At 72.1% G+C, this 22,805-nt stretch carries 14 protein-coding genes and 1 CRISPR repeat array; of the genes, 2 read left to right on the forward strand and 12 right to left on the reverse strand.

All coding sequences use genetic code 11. The features are described 5' to 3' along the window. Positions 1-111: 111 nt before the first annotated feature. Positions 112-1,297: a CRISPR direct-repeat array (repeat unit 27 nt; unit sequence GAGCAATCCCCGCGGGTGCGGGGCCGA). A gap of 746 nt (positions 1,298-2,043) precedes the next feature. From ACFWPI_RS24075 to ACFWPI_RS24090, 4 genes are all read right to left on the reverse strand, one after another. Then, complete coding sequence (locus tag ACFWPI_RS24075) at positions 2,044-3,363, reverse strand: cytochrome P450 (RefSeq protein ID WP_380374311.1); 1,320 nt, start codon at positions 3,361-3,363, stop codon at positions 2,044-2,046. Between the two features lie 4 nt (positions 3,364-3,367). Further along, entirely contained in the window at positions 3,368-4,426 is a 1,059-nt protein-coding gene (locus ACFWPI_RS24080; RefSeq protein ID WP_063346307.1) for a cytochrome P450, read from the reverse strand. Positions 4,427-4,560: 134 nt separating this feature from the next. Further along, complete coding sequence (locus ACFWPI_RS24085; protein ID WP_224285092.1) at positions 4,561-4,641, reverse strand: tryptorubin family RiPP precursor; 81 nt, start codon at positions 4,639-4,641, stop codon at positions 4,561-4,563. 196 nt (positions 4,642-4,837) lie between these two features. Further along, positions 4,838-5,458 (reverse strand): TetR/AcrR family transcriptional regulator, encoded by a 621-nt coding sequence (locus ACFWPI_RS24090; protein WP_063346306.1) that lies wholly within the window; start codon positions 5,456-5,458, stop codon positions 4,838-4,840. Positions 5,459-5,545: 87 nt separating this feature from the next. On the opposite strand from ACFWPI_RS24090, the gene ACFWPI_RS24095 reads away from it, so the two are divergent. Beyond that, the gene (locus ACFWPI_RS24095) at positions 5,546-7,039 is read left to right on the forward strand and encodes an MFS transporter (RefSeq protein WP_380374307.1); all 1,494 of its coding nucleotides are present in this window, start codon (positions 5,546-5,548) and stop codon (positions 7,037-7,039) included. A gap of 377 nt (positions 7,040-7,416) precedes the next feature. Here the strand turns inward: ACFWPI_RS24095 and ACFWPI_RS24100 are convergent, their stop codons facing one another. The 7 genes from ACFWPI_RS24100 to ACFWPI_RS24130 form a co-directional block, all read right to left on the reverse strand. After that, on the reverse strand, positions 7,417-8,460 hold the full coding sequence (locus ACFWPI_RS24100; RefSeq protein ID WP_380374305.1) for a UDP-N-acetylmuramate dehydrogenase: 1,044 nt from the start codon (positions 8,458-8,460) through the stop codon (positions 7,417-7,419). A gap of 12 nt (positions 8,461-8,472) precedes the next feature. Then, on the reverse strand, positions 8,473-9,507 hold the full coding sequence (locus ACFWPI_RS24105; protein WP_380374303.1) for a serine hydrolase domain-containing protein: 1,035 nt from the start codon (positions 9,505-9,507) through the stop codon (positions 8,473-8,475). Continuing rightward, positions 9,504-10,808, reverse strand: coding sequence for a UDP-N-acetylglucosamine 1-carboxyvinyltransferase (locus ACFWPI_RS24110; protein ID WP_380374300.1), 1,305 nt, complete (start codon positions 10,806-10,808; stop codon positions 9,504-9,506). The genes ACFWPI_RS24105 and ACFWPI_RS24110 overlap by 4 nt, the downstream gene beginning before the upstream one ends. 2 nt (positions 10,809-10,810) lie before the next feature. Beyond that, positions 10,811-11,524, reverse strand: coding sequence for a hypothetical protein (locus tag ACFWPI_RS24115; RefSeq protein WP_380374297.1), 714 nt, complete (start codon positions 11,522-11,524; stop codon positions 10,811-10,813). A gap of 84 nt (positions 11,525-11,608) precedes the next feature. Beyond that, positions 11,609-11,815, reverse strand: coding sequence for a hypothetical protein (locus ACFWPI_RS24120; protein WP_380374294.1), 207 nt, complete (start codon positions 11,813-11,815; stop codon positions 11,609-11,611). 102 nt (positions 11,816-11,917) lie between these two features. Next, the gene (locus ACFWPI_RS24125; protein ID WP_380374292.1) at positions 11,918-13,312 is read right to left on the reverse strand and encodes a helix-turn-helix domain-containing protein; all 1,395 of its coding nucleotides are present in this window, start codon (positions 13,310-13,312) and stop codon (positions 11,918-11,920) included. Between the two features lie 117 nt (positions 13,313-13,429). Then, the gene (locus tag ACFWPI_RS24130; protein ID WP_380374289.1) at positions 13,430-14,614 is read right to left on the reverse strand and encodes a helix-turn-helix domain-containing protein; all 1,185 of its coding nucleotides are present in this window, start codon (positions 14,612-14,614) and stop codon (positions 13,430-13,432) included. A gap of 117 nt (positions 14,615-14,731) precedes the next feature. Here ACFWPI_RS24130 and ACFWPI_RS24135 point away from each other — a divergent pair, with 117 nt between their 5' ends. After that, entirely contained in the window at positions 14,732-15,280 is a 549-nt protein-coding gene (locus ACFWPI_RS24135; RefSeq protein WP_380374287.1) for a flavoprotein, read from the forward strand. A gap of 132 nt (positions 15,281-15,412) precedes the next feature. Here the strand turns inward: ACFWPI_RS24135 and ACFWPI_RS24140 are convergent, their stop codons facing one another. Then, positions 15,413-22,774 carry a thioester reductase domain-containing protein gene (locus ACFWPI_RS24140; RefSeq protein ID WP_380374285.1) on the reverse strand — a complete coding sequence of 2,454 codons (7,362 nt, stop codon included), beginning with the start codon at positions 22,772-22,774 and terminating at the stop codon, positions 15,413-15,415. Positions 22,775-22,805 lie beyond the last annotated feature (31 nt).

Below are 22,805 nucleotides of genomic sequence, written 5' to 3' on the forward strand. Positions count from 1 at the left end.
AAGGCGGTTGGACACCGTCTTCGACCGGCCCTGGCAGGCTCGTGTCCGCCTTGCTCGCACCCTCGACGAGACCAATTCCCGGTGGTCACCGGTGCGACGGGCTGGTCTCCTGAACCATCCCCGCGAGCGCGGGGCCGACAGCATGGCGTCGATTTGCTTGGTGAAGAGCCCCGAGCAACCCCCGCGGGCGCGGGGCCGACAAGGCGTACGGCTGGCACCGCTGCGGAACGCTGGAGCAATCCCCGCGAGCGCCGGGCCGACTCCTCGTCCTCATGTAGCGAGAACGCGAGGTAGGGGCAATCCCCGCGTGCGCGGGGCCGATTACGAAGGTGGTGGCGTCGATGACGAAGGCGAGGAGCAATCCCCGCGTGCGCGGGGCCGACCGGGCATCCGAACCACGCGCCAGCGAAGCGGAGGAGCAATCCCCGCGAGCGCGGGGCCGATACCGCCGCCGCCTGCATGGCCGGCTGGTCCCTCGAGCGATCCCCGCGAGTGCGGGGCCGAAAGCTTGCACGGCGCGGCCTTCTGCTCGATGCGGGAGCGATCCCCGCGAGCGCGGGGTCGACGCGGCAGCCGCGAAGGTATGCGCCCACAGAATTGAGAAATCCCCGCGTGTGCGGGGCCAACCCGTACAAGGCGGAGCAGGACATCGAGCGGCGGGAACAACCCCCGCGTGTGCGGGGCCGATTCCGAGAAGCGCGGCACCACCTGGCGCGCACGGGAGCAATCCCCGCGAGCGCGGGGCCGATCCGGGAGCCGCCGGTGGAGACAGCTTCGGCGAGGAGCAATCCCCGCGGGCGCGGGGCCGATTACCCGCCGCCCTTGTCTCGGTGCGGTGCCCGGGAGCAATCCCCGCGGGCGCGGGGTCGATGAGAACCGGAGAAGGCTCCGCGTCGTACCACTTGAGCAATCCCCGCGGGTGCGGGGCCGACCACGACAACTGCCACTGCACGCTCCTGCCGGTGGAGCAATCCCCGCGGGTGCGGGGCCGACCCGACGCCGGTCTCGTCGAGGGTGTCGTCGCTGGAGCAATCCCCGCGGGCGCGGGGCCGATCCACCTCCACCGAGTACGCGGACGAGATGGGCAGAGCAATCCCCGCGGGTGCGGGGCCGACGATGCCCCGGCCGGCCTCCGCGTCCGGGCCCGAGAGCAATCCCCGCGGGTGCGGGGCCGACTCGGTGATCCCCAGAAGCCGGGCCCGGACCTCGGAGCAATCCCCGCGGGTGCGGGGCCGACTCCCTGGTGTCCTGCCGGGCGCTCGAACCGCGGGAGCAATCCCCGCGGGTGCGGGGCCGACGCTTTTTGACCTGGGGTGATTAGTGGCCGAGGGGCTTGGTTGATTCAGTTCGATTGGTAGGGGTCCCGTCGAACAGTCGATGCGCTGTTGCCATCTCTCCTTGCCCCAGGGATGGTTGTCGGCGTCGTGGCCTGAGTTCTCGAAGCGTACCCGCACGTGGAGGTTGAGGACCGTCGGGAGTGGTACCCGTCCGAGGTTAGGGTCAGCCTGTTGCTGTCGTACATGCTGGACACTGAGGCAGTGGCCGAGACTGTCCGGGGCCGCCGACTGCCGCCGGTGACGTGGCTCCGTCTGGATGGTCTTGTGGGCGGTGCAGTTAGGGGCCGCGTCTGTTCGGCTGGTTGTGCGGGATGCGCGGCTGAGGAGGTTGTCCGCCGGGTGGTGTTCATGTGGGACAGGTGCGCGGTGGGCGCTGCCGGGCGAAGCGAGGTGGGGCGGGGGCTGGTCGCCGGTTGCCGCGGAGTGTTGCCGGCCTTGGGGTAGTTGGCCTCGGGCATGAGGAAGGTCGTAGAGCTTCAGAGCCGCAGTGAGTCCTGGAAGTCGGCGCGTGGGAGCACGGTTATCAGGGGGAGTTGCCGCTTACCGTGGTGGAGACCGTTCTGCTGTGTGCAGCTTCAGCTGTCCGGCTGGCCCAGGTGTTCGCGGGATTTGGTCCTCGACGTGGTGCGTCGGATGGGCGGGTCCGGACCGAGCAGGTGATGTGCTCGGCCCCCACCGGCTTTGGGTGGGTGGGGGCCTGGCGGCGTCAGTGCAGCAGCACTCGCAGGTTGAGCAGCCCGCGGTGCCTCGGGTTCTCCTGCCACTGCGCGGGTTCGGCCGGTTCGGCCAGGCGTAGGGCGGGGAAGCGGCGCAGCAGTTCGGTGAATGCGACCTCGGCCTGGAGGCGGCCCAGTTGTGCGCCGAGGCAGTGGTGGATGCCGTGGCCGAATGCGAGGTGTCGGGTGGCGTCCGGGCGGGTGATGTCGAAGCGGTCGGGGTCGGTGAAGACGGCCGGGTCGCGGTTGGCGGCGAGCAGGGCGATCTGGACGAACTCGCCGGCCGGGATCGCGGTGCCCGCGATGGTCACCGGCTCGGTCGTGCGGCGCAGCGAGGCGATGCTGAACGGGCTCTCGTAGCGCAGGACTTCATCTATCGTGCCGGGAAGCAGTGCCGGATCCGCACGTAGCGCCGCGAGTTGCTCGGGGTGGCTGAGCAGCGCGTGGATGCCGTTGGTGATCAGGTTGACGGTGCTCTGGTGGCCGGCGATCGCGAGCAGGAACGCCATCGAGGTGATCTCGGCCTCGGTCAGCCGGTCGCCGTCCGCCTGGGCGGCGAGGAGTTCGGAGATCAGGTCGTCGCCCGGGTGGGTGCGCTTGTGGTCGACCAGGGCGCGCAGGTAGTCCGCCATGCCTTCGGCGGTCTCCACCGAGACTTCGCCGTCTGCTCCGCCGTCTGCTGCGCCGTCCGCCTCGCCGTCGTCCTCCGGGTCGGCATCGACGGCGTTGCCCCGGACTTGGAGGTTCTCCCGTTCGGCCTGCGGCGCGCCGAACAGTTCGAAGACGACCGCGAGTGGCAGCGGCAGTGCGAACTCGCTGATCAGCTCGACCGGGTCGGGCCCGTCGAGCTGGTCGAGCAGTGCGTTGACGTGGCGCTCGACCATCGGTCGCAGGGTCGCCACCTGCCGCCCGGTGTAGGCCTGTTGGACCAGCTTGCGCAGTCGGGTGTGCTCCGGGGGGTCGGAGTTGAGCATGTGCGTCATCAGGTCGCGGCCCGGGCCGCCCTCGGAGTTCCCGACGTGTCGGGCGAACGCCTCGGTGACGGCCTTCTTGCTCAGCCGGGGGTCGGCGAGGGCGGCCCGGCACTCGGCGTGGCCGGTGACGACCCAGCCTTCGAGTCCGGCCGCGCCGCCGAACCGGACCTTGCGGGCGCCGCCCTCGGTGCGCCAGCGGCGGTACGCGGCGTGCGGGTCGGCGTAGAACTGGCCGTCGGCGAACTCCGGTTCGGCGGCGCTGTGTTCGGTAGCCCCGGGCTCGGTATCCCCGCGCTCGGAATCCCCGTGCTCGGTTTGTATGTGATCATCGTGCATGTGATCAGTGTGCACCGCGTGGCTTCAGGACGCGGATCTCGCTGACGCCGAGCAGGCCGAGCAGTGGCACCTTGGCGGTCCGCTGCTCGGGGTCGACGACCAGGCCGGCCGTACGGATCTGGTCCAGCAGCAGCTCGGCGAGCGGCATCACCATGTGCCGCCCCCAGCAGCGTTCGGAGGTGTGCCCGAACGGCAGGTAGCCGGGAGTGTTGTCCGGGTCGAGGTGGTCCCAGCGCTCCGGGCGGAACTCGTGCGGGTCCTCCCACAGGGCCGGGTCGCGGTGCGAGAGCAGCGGCAGGACGAGGACGTCGTCGCCGGCGCCGATCCGCGGGTCGATTGCGGGGTACTCGGGCGAGGCGCGGCGCAGGATGTTCCAGGACGGCGGCAGCAGGCGCAGCGACTCGAAGATGATGTTCCGGTTCGGCGTGCTGTCGTCGAACGGCGCGCCGAGCCAGAGCGCGTTCGCGACCAGGGTGGAGATGGTGAAGCAGACCGGTGCGGCGGCTCGGCGGTACATGCCGAGCGCGTACCGTCGGTCCTGGTAGTTGGCCGCCTTCGCGGTGAGCTTGCCGAGTTCGGTGAGGTCGTCGCCGGGCTTGGGCCTGCCGGGCAGTGCGGCGCCGGCCGAGATCACCAACCAGGTGAGCAGGGGCGTCAGTTCGAGGTTGCGGCTCATCAGGATCCGCAGTCGGCGCGGGTCCCGGCCGAGGATGAGGTCGCGCAGGAAGAGGTGTCCGGTGAGCGGCCACGGACCGGACAGGTCGATGTTCGGCGGCAGCGGAGCCTTCAGTGCCTCGCGCACGTCGCTGCCGATCGTCCGCGTCACCGAGGATGCCTCGGTGCGGGTGATCGAACGTCCGTGCAGCGGTTTGAAGGTGGGCCGTTCGATCTCGGTGGCGCGCCGGGCGGCGAGGATCCGGTCGGTGAGCTCGGGCCCGGCGACCCCGATCGTGTCGGGTTCGAGCCGGACGGCGTCCTTGCCCAGATGGTCCCTGAGCAGGGCCTCAAGTCGGGGCGAGAGCACGGTGGTTCGCGAACGGGCGGAGGCGGGGGAGAGGGCCATGTGATGTCTCCGAGACTTTGCCGGGACCGGTCTCCGCCCCCGCCCCGGGCCCGATCTCCCGGCGGAGGCCGCGAGGGGGGGCAGGGGCGGGGGCGGATCAGCTGTTCAGGTACCGGAGGTACCGATCAGCCGGCTTAGTACCAGATGTACCAAGCGCTGGCCTTCAGGCTCTTCTTGGCGAAGGACGCGTCACGGATGGCGAACAGGATCTTCATCTTTGGGTCTCCCTTTCGTTACCAGGTGGCTGAGCGAATGTAAGGCCACTCTGCAGTCGCCCTACAGACGTAGACACGCGGCCGGGTCTCCATCGGGTTCACCTTTGGGGGGAGTTCTTGTCGAGGGAGTTGGGGAGGTGGGGGGTTTGCCGGCGGATTTCCTGATTCGCCCCCCGGCGGCGGGCGATGGGCGGTGTCAGTCGCGGGAGCAGTCCGCGCACCGCCGCGGGCGCAGCCCGTCGAGGATGATGCCGAGGTAGCGGCGCCAGTCGGTGACCCCGGCCTGTACGACGTGGCAGAGGCCGATGTAGAGCGGTGACACGTCCGCGACGGTCAGGTCCTCTCGCACCGAGCCCTCGGCCTGGGCGCGCTTGAGCACCTTGTCGGTGAGCTCGTTGAGTTCGGCGATCGCCGCCGCGTCGAACGTGCTGCCGCCGACCATCGCGGTGACCGTCTCCGCGTAGCCCCGGTCCTGTTCCTGCATGATTCCGCAGAACTCCAGGGAGCGGGCGAGGCCGTGCCAGGGGTCGGGGTCGGGGAGCACCTCGTTCCTGAGGAAGTCCAGGGTCTGCTGGAACCGGTGTTCCACGATCGCTTCAGCCAGCGATTCCTTGGTGGGGAAGTGGCGGTACACCGTGCCGACACCCACCCCGGCCCGGCGGGCGATGTCGCCCATCTGGGCGTCCCGCCCGGACTCGGAGAAGGCGGCTCGGGCGGCGTCGAGCACCTTGAGCCGGTTGCGGGCGGCGTCGGAGCGCAGCTTGCCGCCGGTGGGTGTGCTGGAGCGGGAAGGGGGAGGGGAAGGGGTGTTTGACAAGGGGAACCGCACCTCCGTATCGTCGCCATCCGGAACCGTGAGTCCGATTCCGGTTACCACTTTAACCCACAGGAGCGTATCCCTCCCATGGCCGTGCCTCCCACTTCCTCCTTATCGACCTCGACCTCGACCTCGACCTCCTCCCCGGATCCGCTCCGCTGGAAGGCGCTCGTCGTCCTGGCCGTCGCCCAGTTGACGGTGGTGCTCGACGCCTCGATCGTGAACGTCGCGCTGCCCTCGATCCAGCGGGACCTGCACTTCGCCGACTCCGACGTCCAGTGGATCGTCAACGCCTACGCACTCGCCTTCGGCGGCTTCCTGCTGCTCGGCGGCCGGACCGCCGATCTGCTCGGACGGCGGCGGGTGTTCATGACCGGGCTCGGCCTGTTCGCCGCCACGTCACTGCTCGGCGGTCTCGCCCCGACCGCGGGCCTGCTGATCGCCGCGCGGGTCGGGCAGGGCCTCGGCGCCGCGATCATCGCGCCGGCCGCCCTGTCCATCGTCACCACGACCTTCACCGAAGGCGCCGAGCGCAACAAGGCCCTCGGCATCTGGGGCGCGCTCGCCGGAGCGGGCGGGGCCATCGGCGTGCTGCTCGGCGGTGTGCTCACCCAGTGGGCGGGCTGGGAGTGGGTGATGTTCGTCAACGTGCCGATCTGCGTCGTCGCCGCCGTCCTCACACCGAGGTTCGTCCGGGAGAGCCGCGGCCACGAACGCACCGGCATCGACTTCGCCGGTGCCGCACTGGTCACCGGCGGTCTCAGCGTGCTGGTCTACGCGCTCGTGGACGCCGAGCGGGCGGGCTGGGGCTCGGCCAGGACCATCGGGCTGCTGGGCCTCGCGGCCGTCCTGCTGCTGGTCTTCGCCCTGGTCGAACTGCGCCTCGTCAAGCACCCGGTGATGCCGTTGCGGATCTTCCGCAACCGCAACCTCTCCAGCGCCAACGCGGTGTCCCTGCTGGTGGGCGCCGCGCTGCTGTCGATGTTCTTCTTCATCTCCCTCTACCTCCAGCAGGTGCTCGGCTTCTCCGCACTGGAGGCCGGACTGTCCTACCTGCCCTTCTCGGTGGCGAGCATCGTCGCCGCCGGCGCCGCCTCCCAGCTGGTGACGAAGGTCGGGCCCCGGCCCGTCCTCGCCTGCGGTCTGGCGCTCACCGCGGTGGGCCTCCTGCTGTTCACCCGCATCCCCGCCGACGGCACGTTCGCCGGGGACGTGCTCCTGCCCTCGGTGGTCGCGGCGCTCGGGCTCGGCTTCTCGTTCGTGCCCGTGACCATCGTCGCCGTCTCCGGTGTGACTCCGCAGGAGTCGGGCCTCGCCTCCGGGCTCATCAACACCACCCAGCAGATCGGCGGCGCGCTCGGGCTCGCCGTGCTCTCCTCGGTGGCCAACGCCCGGATCAGGGAGCTCCTTGAGGGCAAGCAGGCCGGTGGCCCGGCCATGGCCGGCGCGATGACGGAGGGCTTCCGGCTCGCGTTCGCCGTCGGGGCGGGCTTCGCCGTGCTCGGCGTGCTGATCACCCTGCTGGCCGTACCCAAGGGCGAACGGCCCGCACACGACGACCTTCCGGTCACGCTGGTCTGACGAACGGCGACGTCCGGACTCGCCACGGCGCTCACCCCGCCTCCACGGCCACGGGGTGAGCGCCCTGCGGACTTCCCGTAGCCGGGGGACAACTCCTCAGTCGTGAAGAAGGTCAGCGAAAGGCTGTAGGCCTAAAGCCTGTTCGTCGATCCTTCACCCCGATGGGCAGCAATCCGGCCTGCGACCTCGGTCAACCGGGACACTCGGACGATGTAGCTGACGGTAAGCCTGCTGATCAGATTCCAGCCCTCGGTGGAGGATCGCACTGCCTCATTTCGCGGGCCAAGAGCTGTTCGGCAATGTGCGCTCGGCCAGCCCAGCCACCTTGATCGACCGGCGTGTGGCGGAGGTGGCAAGTAGCTGAGGCCGGCGGGAGATCAGGGGCCGGTGACCCACTGGCCGACGCGCGTCGGCTCGGGCTGGAGGATGATTCCGGTTGCAGCTGCGACCTGGGCGGTGAGGTCAGCGAGCGCCCGGACGAACGCTGCCGCTGTGGCCTCTCCTTGAGCGGTGACCGTGAGAGTCCGGCGTTCCGAGCAGCGCACGCCGTCGGCGACGGCTTGGCCGGGCCGGCAGCCGACATGCTCCAGGAGCCACCCGGCGCTGGCTCGGAGGCCGCCATCGCTGTCCTGGTGGACCGGGCAGCCGCGGTCGGACCAGCGCGTGGCCTGGGCGGTGGTGATTCGAGGGTTGAGGAAGACGGATCCGACCTGCCGGGAGTCCTGGTCGCTCGGGTCGAGGAGGAGGCCGCGCCGACGGCGGTTGGCGAGTACGGCCGCGGTGACCTCCGGAACGGTCGGGCGCGCGCCGACGGGCACGCCGAGCTCGTCCGCGAGCGGCTGGTAGGTGATCGGGGCCGCCGGCGTGTGGGTCAGGTGGAGCGAGGCGGCGAGGATGGTCCAGCGGCCGGGGGTTCGCTTGAAGCGGCTGCTGCGGTAGCGCAGGCGGCAGGACTGGGCCGGGAAGGTCCGCAGGCAGCCCATGCCCCAGTCCCAGACCGTGACGCTGTGGAGGGAGCCGGCGATCTGCTGGCCGTATGCGCCGGCGTTCTGGACCGGCGCGGCGCCGACGGTGCCCGGGATCCCGGCCAGGCACTCGATGCCGGCAAGCCGTTCGGCAGCGGCCCATTGGACGAGGTCGGTGAGCGGCTGGCCGGCCTGGACGGTGACGGCCACCGTGGTGTCGTCGAGCTTCTTGGCGGTGATGCCGCGGGTGTTCATGACCACGACGGTGCCGGGGTGGCCGGCATCCGCCGCGATCACGTTGCTGCCGTGCCCCAGGACGACGGGACCGTTCTGCTCCTGGGCGCTGATCGCACGGGCGGCGTCGAGCCAGTCCGCGGGGTCGGACAGGTTGAGCACGGCGCCGGCGGGCCCGCCGAGCCGGAGGGTGGTCAGCGACGCGAGCGTGGCCTGGGGCACGGCAGGGTCCTCTCAGTCGGCGGCGACGGCCTTGAGCGCGAGGTTGCGGAGCGGGGCGAGCCGGGTGCGGTTGTTCTGGTGGTGGTAGACGGCGTTGGTACAGATGGCCAGGTAGCGGCCGGTGTCCGGGGCGAGGTAGAGGCTGGTGCCGGTGAAGCCGTGGTGGTAGGCGACCCGGCCGCCGTCGGCGAGGATCCAGGCCAGGCCGCGGTGGAGCCCGGGCTCGATCTCGGCCTTCGGTTCCATGCTGGTGCGGAGCCAGGCACCCAGTCCGTGGCTGGAGGTGTACGCGGTGAGGAGCCGGTCGGCGAAGGTGGCCAGGTCGGCCGGGGTGGTGAAGACGCCGGCGTGGCCGGCGACGCCGCCGAGCAGGGTGGCGTTGTCGTCGTGCGGGATGCCCCACAGCCGCGGGCCGCCGGGGAGACGCTGCTCGGTCGGGGCGACGTCGGCGGAGCGGCTGACGGGTCCGTAGGCGGTGTGGGGCATGCCGAGGGACTGCCAGAGGTCGGCGGCGAGCTCGTCCAGGCGGCGGCCGTGGAGGTGGGCGAGCGCGAGGCCGAGGAGGATGAACCCGCGGTTGATGTACCGGTGGCCGACGCCGGGTTCGGCGATCAGCGGTTCGCCGCAGATCAGCTCCGCGAGGGGTTCGGTGCGGCCCCGGTACTGGTCGAGGCGGGTCTCGGGCCGCAGGCCGGAGGTGTGCGCGAGGATCTGCCCGACCGTGACGTTCGCGCCGGGCACCTGGTCCGGCAGGTCGGGCAGCAGGTCCCGCACCGTGGTGTCGGCGGTGATGCCATCGGTGAGCCCGATCAGCGGCCAGGTGGCCAGCACCTTGGTCAGCGACGCGGCGTCGTAGAGCGTGTCCGGGCCGGGCCCGGCGTTCCCGCACTCGGGCGCGACGACGCCGGAGGAGACGAACGCGGGCCGGCCGTTCCGGGCGCCGTGGGCGAGGACGCCGCCGGGCAGGGCGCCGTCGTCGACCAGCAGGTCGAGGCACTGCTGCAGCTCGGCGACGGTGTCGGGGCTCAACGGCTTGGTGCTGGTCACGGCATCTCCCGGTCGATCGTCAGGCTGGCACCGAGCGCGGCGAGTTTGGGCAGCAGGTCGCCGTAGCCGCGCCGGAGGTGGTACATGCCCCGGATCGTAGAGGTGCCCTCGGCCGCCAGCGCGGCGAGCACGAGCGCGGTCGCGGCCCGGATGTCCTCGCCCGCCACGTCAGCGGCGGCGAGCCCGGAGGGCCCCTCGACGGTGATCAGCTGGCCCTCCGCGTTGACGACCGCGCCGAACTTGCGCAGCGCGGCGAGGTGGGTGTCGCGCCGGCTGTAGATCCGCTCCTCGATCCGGGACGTTCCGGCGGCCTGGGTGAGGACCGCGGTCAGCTGGGGCTGGACGTCGGTCGGGTAACCCGGGTGGGGGCCGGTGGCCATCTCCGCCGCATGCAGCCCGGCCGGTACGGTGACCGTCGTTCCGCCGCGCTCGGCGGTCAGGAGGATCCCGGTGTCGGCGAAGACCGAGACCAGGCCTGGCGGGAAGCCGCAGGGCGGGAAGGCGTCGAGGTGGACGGTGCCGCCGGTGATCGCGGCGGCGAGCGCCAGTGTGGCGGCCTCCAGCCGGTCGGACGGGACCGGGAAGACGCCGCCGGCGATGTGGTCGGTGCCGGTGACGTGCAGGGCGTCCGTGCCTTGCCAGGTGATGCCGACGCCGGAGCGAGCCAGGAGTTCGGCGGATACGGTGACCTCGGGCTCGATGCTCGGCCCGAGGATGGACGACGTGCCGGGCGTGCGGGCGGCCAGCAGCATCGCGGTGACCGTTGCGCCCAGGCTCGGGCCCCACTTCTTGGTGCTGACGTTGGTGATGAACGGAAGGCGCTTCGTTCCGGTGAAGCGGGCGCGCACACGGCCCCGGTTGACCTCGACGTCGGCGCCGGCGGCTTCCATGGCGGCCAGGTGCAGGTCGATGTACCGGGCGCAGAAGGCGTCGCCGCCGGGCAGTGGGAAGGTGACCGTGCCGGAGCGGGCCAGCAGGGCGGCGGCGATGACCGCGGTGGTCCGGATGTACCGTCCGAGGTCGTCGGGGATGACCGGGAAGTAGGAGTCGGCGGGCCGGGTCTCGAACTCACCCTCGGCGATGGTGGCTCGGGTGCCGGTGCGGTGAAGGATCTCCGCGCACACACCGGTGTCGAGGATCGCGGGGGCGCCGGTAAGGGTGAGCGGCTGGTCGGCGAGGATCGCGGCAGCGTACAGGTGCAGGGCGATGTTCTTGCTGCCCTGGACGGTCGTCGTACCGTGCAGCGGGTGGCCGCCGGTGATCCGGAGGGTGAGCCGGTCGGGGGTCGTGGTGGCGGTCATGGTCACCTTCCCTGGCTTCCGGCGGGGAAGAATCCGCCGATCTGGGTGCGGGGGTAGAGCGTGGAGTGGGCGCCGATGAGGGTGGCGGGCTGGAGCACGGTGCCGGCGGGGACGATCACTCCGTCGCCGATGACCGCGCCGAACTTGGTCTGGCCGGTGGCGACGCGGTGGCCGTCGAGATGGGCGCAGACCTCCTCGGTGGCCGGCTCGACGACCGGGCCGCTGGAGACACGCAGGCCGGTGGTGGACACGAACGCGCCGATGTTGACCCCCAGGCCGAGGACGGAGTCGCCGACGAAGCTGGTGTGCTTCATGAAGACCCCGCCGGTGAGCAGCGAGCGGGTGACCTCGGCGCCCCAGCCGATCCGGCAGCCGGGACCGATGACGGTGTGGTCCCGGACGCGGGCTCCGGAGTCGACCACCGAGCCGGGGCAGACCAGTACCGGGCCGGTGACGACCGCGCCCTCGGCGATGACGGCGCCGGCCGCCACGGTCACCTCGCCGCGGACGACGGCGCCGGGCTCGATGACCCCGGCTCCCTCCGGCAGCTCGATGTCCAACCGTCCGGCCAGCAGGTCGACGATGGCCTTCTTGAGCCCGAAGACGGTCGGGCAGCAGCTCAGCAGCCGCGCGACGACGGGGTCGGCGACCTGCTCGGTGTCGATGTAGTACTCGGGGGTGGTGCGGTAGTCGATGCGCGCCAACGCGGCACTCATCGTGGGAGCTTCGGGTAGCCGGTGCATGGCTGGGGCTCCTCTCGGGCGAGCGAGTGGAAGGAGGGGCGGTGATGAGCCAGATGCCTACTGAATGGGCAGGTCCGGGGCAGCGGCGACTGCGGCCTCGGGCCGGGCGTCGACCTGCTGCTGGACGGCGAACCCCAGCAGGACGAGCACGGGCAGGTGCAGGGCAGCCCAGGAGGCGGCCAGGAAGGTGCCGAGCCGGTCACGGTCCTGCGGGGCGGCGAGCCGGGGACCGGCGGGGAACGGCGAGGTGCTGGACGTCGGCATGTGAGAGCCTCCGCAGCGAAGGGACGGGTTGGCTGTCCCAGTGAACTGCCGGCTCGTTGCCGTGATCCGTAGTCGGACTACGGGCCGTAGTCCGACTACGGATCAGATGCCTTGTACGCCTGCGCGGGCGGCGAAGTCGCGAACGCCCGGAAGCTGGCGGTCGTACCGCAGAAGGCCTACGGCGAGGTCGCGGACGGCGCCCCGACGGATCTCCTGAGGGGCCGCCTCCTCGGCGGCGAGCAGTGCCCGGTAGCAGTTCTCGTGCTTGCCCCACTGGTCGAACGCGCGGGCCACGTCCGTGAAGAATCTGGCCTGCCGCTCGGCCGTCGGCAGCGCGCTCGGGTCGATCGTCCTGGCCAGCTCGATCGCCCGGCCGGCGTCTCCGAGCTCGTAGTGGACCGACAGCTCGTGCAGGGCGACACCCTGGATGCCGTCCACCAGGCCGGAGGCCCGGCCTGCGGCCGCGGCGCTGGCTGCGGCCTCCCGGATGAGGGCGTGCGCGTAGGACCGGTCTCCGGACTTGGCCGCGGTGTACGCGGCGGTGGCGTACAGGTCTCCGCGCGTGGCCAGACGGGCGGCCTCGGCCACCGAGGTGTCGGCGAGCAGGTCTTCGGCGGCTACCACCACGATGTCGGTCGCCCGAGCCAGGCTGCCCTGGCGGCGCCACGAGCTGGAGACCATCCGCTGGGCTTCCGCGGTGGTCAGCGGATCGCCGCCCAGACGGGCGGCCGTCAGGGCGCGGTCCGAGGTCACGGCCACCAGGTTGTTGTCACCGATCTTGATGGTCAACCTGGTGGCGATGTTGTAGAACCGGGCGACGTTTCGGGCACGTTCCTCCGCCGTACCGACCATGTCGGCAGCCGCGAGCCGTCCGGGCAGTGCCTGCGCGAGCGTGTCGTACCGGGCCGCCTTGAACTCCTGGCGCGAGGACACGAGAGAAGTGGCGACGGACTTCAGGGTCGGCTCGCGACGGGGAGCTGGGGCCCTGCCCGGCCCGTACAGCAGCAGGTCCTCCAGGCCGGACAACGGCGATACCGCCTCTGCGTGCGCGACCTGCTGACCCGTGGCCGGGGTGACGAAGGCGGCAACCGCCAGGGACAGGAACGGGCGGCGTCGCACATCGTCCTCCTCGGCACCGGAAGTCGTCGCCAGCGTAGCCGAGCTGACACGGCGTCGTGGTGGTCTCGGCTTCGTGGCCGCGGGCTGCGGCAAGGTCATCAGCCTGTCGATCTCAACGCCCAGGGTCGAGGCCATCCGCCGTAGGAGCTGCACGTCCTGGACCTGCTGGACGTCCCGCTCGACCTGCGACATCCAGTCCTCGCTGCGGTTGAGCTCCGTCGCCAGGCGCAGCTGCGTCCAGCCCATCGCTGCGCGATGCAGCGAGACGAACCTACCGAACGTGATGCTGCCGTCGGTCACCGTTCCCCCGGTACTCGTAGTCGGGACCCGCGGGTTGTCCCCGTGGCAGAGGAACCGGGGGCTCCTGGCGGAGCCCATGTGCTGGTGCCGAGCGAGGGAGGCATGCGAAGGCTCCTGTCATGTCGGTGAATCCGTCATGAACAAGGTCGAGCCGTCGCAAGTCCAGAACTCACACAACTCTGTGTCAGTTCGTCGTCACATCCCGATCCAGGAGGCGAAGTTGGACATCGACTCCGGGAGCCGCCGCTGCGCTCGGAGTAGGCCGGCCATCGTCTCGCGCACGGTGGGGCTGTGGCGGGACTGCTGTGGGGCGAGGCGGCGTGCGTCGAGGAGACGGCGGAAGGCGGCGTCGCCCTTGCCGGTCCACAGGAGGGCTCGGGCGATTTCGGCGTGGTGGTGCGCGGCGCGGCTGGCCGGCCAGGACGCGGGGATCTCGATGCTCCGCGCGACCTGCAAGGCCTCGTGGTAGAGCGCTTGATCGATCAGGCAGCTTGCCCGATGGGCCGCGACGTTGGTCGGACCGAACGACAACCAGAAGACCCCCGGCACCTCACCTGTTCGCCCCGCGATCCTCTCGGCCGTGGCGAGGTTCCCGTCGACCGCCTCCGTGTCGCTACTCCGGGCGGCAAGGACCGCGATTCCGAGGTGTACCTGGCCGGTCACGGCATCCCGCTCGACGCCCGGATCGGCCTGCTCGGCCGCCTGGCGGGCAAGCTCAGCAATGCGGATGCCCGTCCGGTACTGGCCGGCGCGCAGGTAGGCCAGCGCCCGGCTGTACTGCCTGATCGCCGCGGTCACGGCGTCGGACGCCCGCTCCGCCGCCCAGCCCATGCGATCGAGGGAGATCGACGCGAGGTCCTGGAACCCGAGCTTGCTCGCGAGGTCGTAGCCGGAGCGGTACTGCATGGCGAGGGCCTGCCAGAGACGTCGATCACCGCTACTGTGCGCCGCGGTCGTGGTCTCGGTGATCAGGCCGGGCAGCTCGGCCGCCGCGCTCCGCAGATCCGACGCCCGGATCAGGCGGCAGACCCGGTCGGTGTGGTCGACGAGTTCCTCGGTCGGACGCGGTGCCACGTCCGGGTCGGCTCCGAGGTCGAAGATGTCGAGGGATTCCCGGATCGGCTGGATCAGCCCGTCGAGCTGGTCGCGCCGCAACCCCTCGATGTACGGGCGTCCTTCGAGATCGGCCGGGGGCACGGTCAGCGCCCTGGCGATGGAGGCGAGGACAGCCGGGCCGGCCTGCCGCTTGCCCTGCTCGATCTGAGCCATGTGGGACGCCGAGATCCGTGCCTTCAGGGCGAGTTCGGTCTGGGTCATGTGTCGGAGCTTGCGGGTCTGCTTGATCCGCTTGCCTACGGTGTCAGGCGTGAAGTCGGTCATGGCGCGTTCCTTGAGGAGTTCGGCCCGGTGGTCCGACGGTAGCGCCAAGTAGTCAGGCGCATCATCGAATTCGGCAGGGTTTGCCGCCGGCCATCCCCACGGGGTTCGATGACTGCCATGTCCACCACGCGCCCGGTCCTGTACCTCTTCGGCTCCGCCGCCCCGCCGGTCCTGAACATGGCGCAGGTCGTGCGCCACGCCCAGTTCAGGGGGTGGGAGGTCGCGCTCGGGCTCACCCCGACCGCGGCGAGCTGGCTCCAGGACGAGCTTCCCAAGCTGAACCGCCTGACCGGCCACCCGGTGAAGTCCACGTACCGTCGGCCGGGCGAGCCGGACGTGCTTCCGCCCGCCGACGCGGTTCTGTTCGCTCCCGCGACGATGAACAGCATCAACAGCCTGGCGCTCGGCCTCACGACCTCCTGGGTCATAGGGTTCGCGGCCGAGGCGATCGGCAAGGGAATCCCGCTGTCGGTGATGCCGTGTACGAACACGGCGCTCACCGGGCACCCTCAGTTCCCCCGGAGCGTCGCCACCCTGCGTGACTCCGGCGTCCGCGTGCTGCTCGGCGAAGGAGGCTTCGTCCCGAACGATCCGGGCCAGGGGAGACCGGAGGCTTACCCGTGGGAGGCCGCACTCGGGGCTGCCGAGGAGTCCATCGGGCGGTGACACCCGGCTGCGGAGCCCGGCCGCCGTGACCGCTGGGGCCGTTGGCCAGAGATTTCTCCCGGCCAACGGCCTTCCGACTCGCGTCGGGACGACAGGGCTTGGACCAACGCGTCCCTCGCCTGCGGCGGTGCCTCAGTAGGACAGCCCCGGGCAGTACACCCCCTGCTGCGGCGCCGTGTACGAGCCGCGTGCCACCAGCGTCTCCAGTCGCTCCAGGGTGATGCCCCGGGTGTGGAAGGCCCAGCTCAGGGTCTCGGGCAGCAGTCGGCCCGGGATGCGCAGCCGGGGCGGTGGGCCGTCGGGGACGGCCCGGCGCATCAGCTCGCCGGCGCCCGTGTACAGCGCCCGTGCCGCGGCCTCCGAGGCCGCCGTCAGATGGCCCAGGTCGGACAGGCCCGTGGTGTAGCCGGCGATCGTACCGCTCGACCGGTCCAGGACCACGTACGGCTGCGACCAGCCGAAGGCCCGCTTGGCCGCCATGTGGATCTCGCCGTCCCGTGCATGGCCGTTGACCGAGCGGTACAGCTTCTGACACGCGGGTACGTCGTCCTCGGTCATCGCGCGCACCGTGAAGCCGGCCATGTTCGCCGGGGTGGGCGGTGCGTACCCGGCGACCAGGGACAGCTGCTCGTGCGGGACGAAGCCGAGCGAGGAGTAGAGCCGGTACGCGCCCAGGTTGTTGGTCACCTGGACGGCCCGGACCGAGCCGCGGTCGTGCCGGGCGGCCGCGCCGATCACCTCGTCCATCAGCAGCCGGCCCACGCCGCCGCCCTGCGCGCCGGGCGCGACGCTGAGCGGGCCGAAGGCGGCGACGGACTCGCCCAGGACCAGGAAGTTGGAGCCTGTCACGGAGTCCGCGCCGTCGACCGCCACGTAGGCGAGGCAGCCCGGGGCCGCGAGCCGGTCCCGGAACATCTCCGTCACCTCGTCCACCGACGACCACTCCGGGGCGAGGCCGAGCGAGGCGTTGAGGGTGTTGAAGGCCTCGAAGCAGATGCCCGCCATCGCCGGAAGGTCCTCCCAGGCCGCCTCCCGGACCCGGAGGGCCTGCGCACCGGTGTCGACGAGGCCGCCCCCGGCGCCGGCGCCCGGCTCGGGGAAGTAGCCGACGCGGACGAAGAACCCGACGTACTTCTCGAAGAGTTCACGCGTCATCGGCGGGCAGTCGACGCCGGTACCGGCCAGCAGCTCGCGGGTCCGCGAGGTGTCGACGGACAGGTAGTGGTTGCGCCCGCTGTAGATGGTCGATTCGAACGCGTCGATCATCGGGACCATCGCGTTGTCGCGGTCGGCGCGGATGCGCCGCACCCAGGCGTCCCAGCGGAGTTCGTCCAGCCGGTAGCCGAGGGAGCGGAGGGATTCCGTCATCGCGGAGAACGGGAGGTGCGTCCCGTTGGCGAGGTGATGGTTGCGGCCCGCCGCCCGGTCGTCGCGGGACAGCCGCAGGATCGCCGCGCTGACGTGGTCGACCGGCACCAGGTGGAAGATTCCGGCGGGATCCTGCGGTACGGCACCGGCCTGCACGATGCCCTTCATGCTCAGCCAGACGAAGTCGTGGGTCTGGCAGAAGCCGCGCTCCGAGTCGCCGGAGATCTCGTCCACCCGGTAGACCGAGACCGGCAGGCCCCGCCCCCTGGCGAGTTCGATGATCTGCTCCGCCACCAGCTTCGTCTGCCGGTAGCCGGACGACAGTGCCTCGGCGGGGCCCGGCGGGTCGGTCACCTGGAGCGCCTGCCCGGGGACCGCCTCCGCGGCGAACACGCCGGTGGACGAGACGTGGTGGACGGGCACGGTGCGGTGCCGTGCGGCCAGGCGCAGGATCTCGGCGGTGCCCGTGACGTTCGCGTCCTTCAACGCCGAGTACGGGTAGAGGCCGTTGACGGTCGCGGCGGCGTGGTAGACGCTGTCCACGCTGCGGGCGAGGGCGTCGAACCGTTCGGGGACCAGCCCCAGCAGCGGCCGGGCGAGATCGCCGACGACCACGGACAACCGGTCCGGGTCGATGCCGTCCCAGAACTCGTACCACTCAAGGTTCTTGCGCAGCCGCGCCCACGCGTCCGCCTCGTCGGCCCCGCGGACCAGGCAGTGCACGGTCGCACGGGTCGTCCGCAGCAGATCGCGCAGCAGGTACGCGCCCAGGAACCCGGTCGCACCGGTGAGGAGCACCTCCCGCGGGTCGTCCGCGACCCGGATCACCTCGTCGGCGGGGGAGATGTCCGCCGCCAGGACGACCTCGGCGGCGAAGTCCACCGCGTCCTCGTCGACGTCCGGCGTGGCGGACACCGCGGCCAGCACCTTCGCGAGCAGGTGGTCGGCGAGCACCGCCGGGGTCGGGTGCTCGAAGACGAGCGTCGGTCGCAGGCTCACACCGCAGAAGTCGCTGAACTGGTTGCGCATCTCCACGGCCATGAGGGAGTCGACGCCGAGTTCGAGGAACGGCACGTCGGGGTCGATGGCGTCCGCGCTGTCGTGGCCGAGCACCGCCGCGACCCGGGTGGCGATCCGGTCGATCATGTGGAGGAGCTGCTTCTCCTCGTCCAGTCCGGCGAGCACGCCGGCCAGGCGGGCGGCGACCTCCGGGCGCTCACCCGGCTTGAGCACCCGCCCGGACGGGGCCGCCTCCTCGGCTGCGGCCTCCGCCTCCGCCTCCGCCTCCGCCTCCGCCTCGGCGATCGCGGTCGGTGCCGGGGCGGGGGCGGGGCCGGCGAGTGCGGGCAGCCAGTAACGCTTGCGCTGGAAGGCGTAGGTCGGCAGCGTGACGTGGCGGGCGCCGGTGCCGTCGAAGAACGCCGCCCAGTCGACCGGGACACCGGCGGTGTGCAGCGCGGCGGCGACTGCGACGGCGGTCGCGGCACCGGGTCGGTCGCGCCGGGAGACCGGCAGCGCACGGTGGCCGCCCGTCCGGTCACCCCCGTCGGCGTCGTCACCCCCGTCACCCCCGCCGGCGTCGGCGTCGGCGTCGGCGTCGTCGGCGATCTGGCGCACCAGGGCCGTCAGGGACGCGTCCGGGCCGAGTTCGACGAAGGTGTCGGTGCCCCGCTCCCGCAGGGTCCGCACCGCGGCGGCGAACCGGACGGCCGAGCGCAGCTGCCCGGTCCAGTACGCGGGTGTCAGCAGTTCCGCACCGGTGAGGGCGCCGGTGACCGTGGAGACGATCGGCAGGTCCGGCGCACGGTAGGTGACGGTCCGGGCCACGGCCTCGAACTCCTCCAGCACCGCGTCCATCCGGGGCGAGTGGAAAGCATGACTGACCGTCAGGCGCTTGGTCCTGCAGCCCAGTTCGGCCACCAGCTGGGCGACCTCCGCCACGGCGTCCTCGTCGCCCGAGACCACGACGGAGCGGGGCGCGTTCACGGCGGCGATCCCCAGCCGGGACTCCCGGCCGGTGAGCAGTGGCAGGACCTCCTCCTCCGTGGCCTCCAGTGCGATCATGGCGCCGCCTTCGGGCAGCGCCTGCATCAGCTCGCCCCGGGCGGTGACCAGCCGGGCCGCGTCCGCCAGCGAGAACACCCCGGCGACGTGCGCGGCGGCCAGTTCGCCGAGGGAGTGGCCGGCGAGCGCGTCGGGGCGCACCCCCCAGGACCGCAGTAGCGCGAACTGCGCGACCTCCAGTGCGAACAGGGCGGGTTGGGCGATACCGGTGCGGTGGATGCGCCCGTCCTCCGCCGCGTCGTCGCCGACGGCGGCAAGGAGCAACTGCCGTACCTGCGGCGCCAGATGCTCGCACACCGCGTCCAGCGCTTCGGCGAACACCGGGAACGCCTCGTACAGTTCACGGGCCATGCCCGCCCACTGGGAGCCCTGGCCGGTGAAGAGGAATGCCGTGGTCCGGGCGGCACCGGCGTGATCCGTGGTCAGTCCGGCCGCGGGCTCGCCCTCCGCGAGCGCGCCGAGTGCGCGCAGCAGACCCTCCGCGCTGTCCGCCCCGTCCGCACCGCGACCGCGGTCCGCGACGACGGCGGCCCGGTGTTCGAGCCCGGCCCGGGACAGTGCCAGGGTGCGCCCCACGTCCACGGCGTCCCGCCCGGGCGCCGCGCGCAGGAACGACTCCAGCCGACGGGCCTGGTCGCGCAGCGCGGCCGGGGACTTCGCGGACAGCAGCCACGGCACGGCGGTGAGCGCCCGGACCGGGGCCGGGGCCTCCTCGGACGAGCCCGAGGCCGGGGCTTCCTCGGGCGAGGGGGAGTGCGGCGCCTCCTCCAGGACGACATGGGCGTTGGTGCCGCTGATGGCGAAGGAGGACACCCCGGCGCGCCGGGGCCGTCCGTCGGCGGCCGTCCACGGCCGCGCCTCGTCGAGCAGCCGTACGTTCCCCGACGACCAGTCGACGTGCGGCGACGGACGGTCCACGTGCAGGGTCGCCGGGAGGACGGCGTGCCGCATCGCCTCCACCAGCTTGATGACACCGGCCATGCCCGCGGCGGCCTGGGTGTGGGCGATGTTGGACTTCACCGAGCCGAGCCACAGCGGCCGTTGAGGGTCCCGGCCGCGCCCGTACGCGGCGAGGATCGCCTCGGCCTCGATCGGGTCGCCGAGCATGGTCCCCGTGCCGTGGGCCTCGACCAGGTCGACCTCGTGGGCGGCCACCCGGGCGTTGGCGAGCGCCCGGCGGATCACCCGCTGCTGCGCCCGGCCGTTGGGCGCGGTGAGCCCGTTGGACGCGCCGTCCTGGTTCACGGCGCTGCCCCGGATCACGGCGAGCACCCGGTGGCCCGCCCGCTGCGCGTCGGAGAGCCGTTCGAGCAGCAGCACCCCCGCGCCCTCGCCGAAGGCGGTGCCGTCCGCCGCGCCGGCGAAGGCCTTCACCCGGCCGTCCGGGGCGAGGCCCCGGTGCCTGCTGAAGGTGATCATGTCGTCCGGGGTGGACATCACCGTGACCCCGCCCGCGAGCGCGAGCCGCGACTCACCGGAGCGCAGGGAGCCGCAGGCCAGGTGGAGGGCGACCAGGGACGCGGAGCAGGCCGTGTCGACGGTGACGGCGGGGCCGTGCAGACCGAGGGTGTAGGCCACCCGGCCGGACATCACGCTGCCCGAGGTGGCGAAGCCGAGATGGCCCTCGTACTCGGACCCGGGCGCGGCGAGCGTGCTGTACGTCTGTCCCTTGGTGCCGACGAAGACGCCGGTCTCCGAGCCGGCCAGGCGGGTCGGGTCGAGGCCCGCCCGTTCGAAGACCTCCCACGCGATCTCCAGCATCAGCCGCTGCTGCGGGTCCATCGCGGTCGCCTCGCGCGGGGCTATGCCGAAGAATCCGGCGTCGAACGCGGACGGGTCGGTCAGGAAGCCGCCGCGCGAGACGTAGCTGGTGCCGGGGTGGTCGGGGTCGGGGTCGAACAGGGTGTCCAGTGCCCAGCCCCGGTCGGTGGGGAAGTCCGAGGTGGCGTCCCGGCCTGCGGCGACGAGGTCCCACAGCTGTTCGGGTGACTCCACCCCGCCGGGGAAGCGGCAGGCCATGCCGATGATGGCGATCGGCTCGGCGCCGTCCGGGTCGGGCCCCGCGGGGGCCGTACGCTCGGCCGGGAACGCTTCGGAGAGCGCGCGGGTGTCCGACGGCTCCGTCAGCCCCGTCAGCCCCGTCAGGTCCGTCAGCTCCGCGACCAGCCGGTCCGCGAACGCGGCGGGCGTCGGGTGGTCGAACACCGCCGTCGCCGGGAGTCGCAGCCCGACCAGCGCGCACAGCCGCCGCCCGACCGCCACGACGGCGAGGGAGCCGAGGCCGAGGTCCACGAACGGCCGTGTGGGCGCTACCCGTTCGGCTTCGACGCCGAGCGCGAGCGCCACCTCGGCGCGGACCAGGTCCAGTACCGTCCGGGCCCGCTCGGCCGCCGTGAGCGCCGCGAGCCGGCCCGCCCACTCGCCCCGGTCGGGCTCGGCCCCGAGGCCCTCGCGCTCCCCGGGCCCGCCGGTGGATGCTGTGCCGAGCAACCGGGGGTCCGCGTCCGCCAGCAGATGCCGGGTGACCTTCCCGGACGCGGTGCGCGGAACGTGCTCGACGGCGTACACCTTCTCCGGCACCTTGAAGAAGGACAGCCGCGTCCGGCAGTGCTCGAACAGAGCCTGGACGTCGACGCCTTCGGGACCGGGCACCACGTACGCGACGGGCACCTCGCCGAGCACCTCGTGGGGCTCCCCGCCCACCGCCGCGTCGGCCACGCCCGGCGCCGTGCGCACCACGTCCTCGATCTCGACGGGGTGGATGTTCTCGCCGCCCCGGATGATCAGCTCCTTGAGACGGCCGGTCAGGGTCACCTGCCCGAGGGCGTCCCGGCGGGCCAGGTCGCCCGTGCGGTACCAGCCGTCCCGCAGCACCTGCGCCGTGGCGTCGGGCTGCCCGTGGTAGCCCAGCATCAGGTTGGGGCCGCTGACCCAGACCTCGCCCTGCTCGCCGTCGGGCACCTCGGCGCCGGAACCGCCATCCACCAGGCGGATGTCCACCCCCGGGACGGGCGGCCCGGCCGCCCCGGCGACCCGGTCGCCCGTCGGCCGGTTCGAGGTGATCGCGCCGGTCTCGGTCGATCCGTACTGGTCCACCAGCGGGACCCCGAACGCCTCCTCGAAACGGCTGCCGAGGGAGGCGCCGCCGGCCGAACCGGCGACGAACCCGAGCCGCAGCGAAGGCAGCCGGGTGTGCTCCTGGCGGGCACGGTCCAGCAGGTAGTGGTACGTCGTCGGCACCCCGGCGAGGAAGGTCACCCCGTCGTTGCGCAGGGCGTCCAGCACCTCGGAAGGGGCGAAGCCGCTCATCAGCCGGGCTCCGGCGCCCACGGCCACGACCGCCATGACGCACAGGTTCTGGCCCAGGCCGTGGAACAGCGGCATCGGCCACAGCAGTCGGTCGTCCTGCGTCATCCCGAGCACGCCCACGTGGCAGGCCTCCACCAGCCACAGCGAGCTGCGCAGGGAGTAGAGCACTCCCTTGGGGCGGCCGGTGGTGCCCGAGGTGTAGAGCATCCAGGCCGGAGCGTCGAGCGGGCTCTCCTCGGGCGCCGGTCCGTCGTAGGGGGTGGCCGCGAGCGTCTCGTACGCGGTGATGTCCGCGGTTGCGCCGGAGGCGTCCGCCGGTGCCATGGGGGAGTCGCCGGTGAGCACGATCGAGGGCCGGGGCAGGCCGGACGAGGCCACCGCGCGCAGCAGCACGTCGAGCCGCGCCGGGTCGCACAGCACCACCGACGCCCCGGAGTCCCGCAGGAAGTGGACCAGTTCGGCCTCGGACGCCTGCGGATTCAGCGGCACGGTGATGCCGCCCGCCCGGATGACGGCGAGGCAGCTCTCCACCATCTCCACGCTGTTGCCCATGAGGACGGCGGCGCGGCCGCCCTTCTCCAGTCCCAGCGCGGCAAGCCGGCCGGCGAGCCGAGAGGTCCGCAGATCCAGTTCCCGGTAGCCGACGCCCCGCCGGGCGTCGGCGAAGGCCACCTTGTCCCCGATCCGGGCGGCGTGTCCGCCGAGCAGTTCGGACAGCGGACGGATCAGCGAAGGGGTCGTGTCAGGAGCCATGTCATCGCACCTCTCGGCTCTGTGTTCAGCG

It is taken from the genome of Kitasatospora sp. NPDC058492 (assembly GCF_042720685.1).
Classification (GTDB): domain Bacteria; phylum Actinomycetota; class Actinomycetes; order Streptomycetales; family Streptomycetaceae; genus Kitasatospora.

Coding starts and splice junctions, on each gene's coding strand:
- ACFWPI_RS24115 (WP_380374297.1), bottom strand. CDS start 11,524: ATGAGTGCCGCGTTGGCGCGCATCGACTACCGCACCACCCCCGAGTAC.
- ACFWPI_RS24130 (WP_380374289.1), bottom strand. CDS start 14,614: ATGACCGACTTCACGCCTGACACCGTAGGCAAGCGGATCAAGCAGACC.
- ACFWPI_RS24110 (WP_380374300.1), bottom strand. CDS start 10,808: ATGACCGCCACCACGACCCCCGACCGGCTCACCCTCCGGATCACCGGC.
- ACFWPI_RS24075 (WP_380374311.1), bottom strand. CDS start 3,363: ATGCACGATGATCACATACAAACCGAGCACGGGGATTCCGAGCGCGGG.
- ACFWPI_RS24135 (WP_380374287.1), top strand. CDS start 14,732: ATGTCCACCACGCGCCCGGTCCTGTACCTCTTCGGCTCCGCCGCCCCG.
- ACFWPI_RS24120 (WP_380374294.1), bottom strand. CDS start 11,815: ATGCCGACGTCCAGCACCTCGCCGTTCCCCGCCGGTCCCCGGCTCGCC.
- ACFWPI_RS24095 (WP_380374307.1), top strand. CDS start 5,546: ATGGCCGTGCCTCCCACTTCCTCCTTATCGACCTCGACCTCGACCTCG.
- ACFWPI_RS24140 (WP_380374285.1), bottom strand. CDS start 22,774: ATGGCTCCTGACACGACCCCTTCGCTGATCCGTCCGCTGTCCGAACTG.
- ACFWPI_RS24085 (WP_224285092.1), bottom strand. CDS start 4,641: ATGAAGATCCTGTTCGCCATCCGTGACGCGTCCTTCGCCAAGAAGAGC.
- ACFWPI_RS24125 (WP_380374292.1), bottom strand. CDS start 13,312: ATGGGCTCCGCCAGGAGCCCCCGGTTCCTCTGCCACGGGGACAACCCG.
- ACFWPI_RS24080 (WP_063346307.1), bottom strand. CDS start 4,426: ATGGCCCTCTCCCCCGCCTCCGCCCGTTCGCGAACCACCGTGCTCTCG.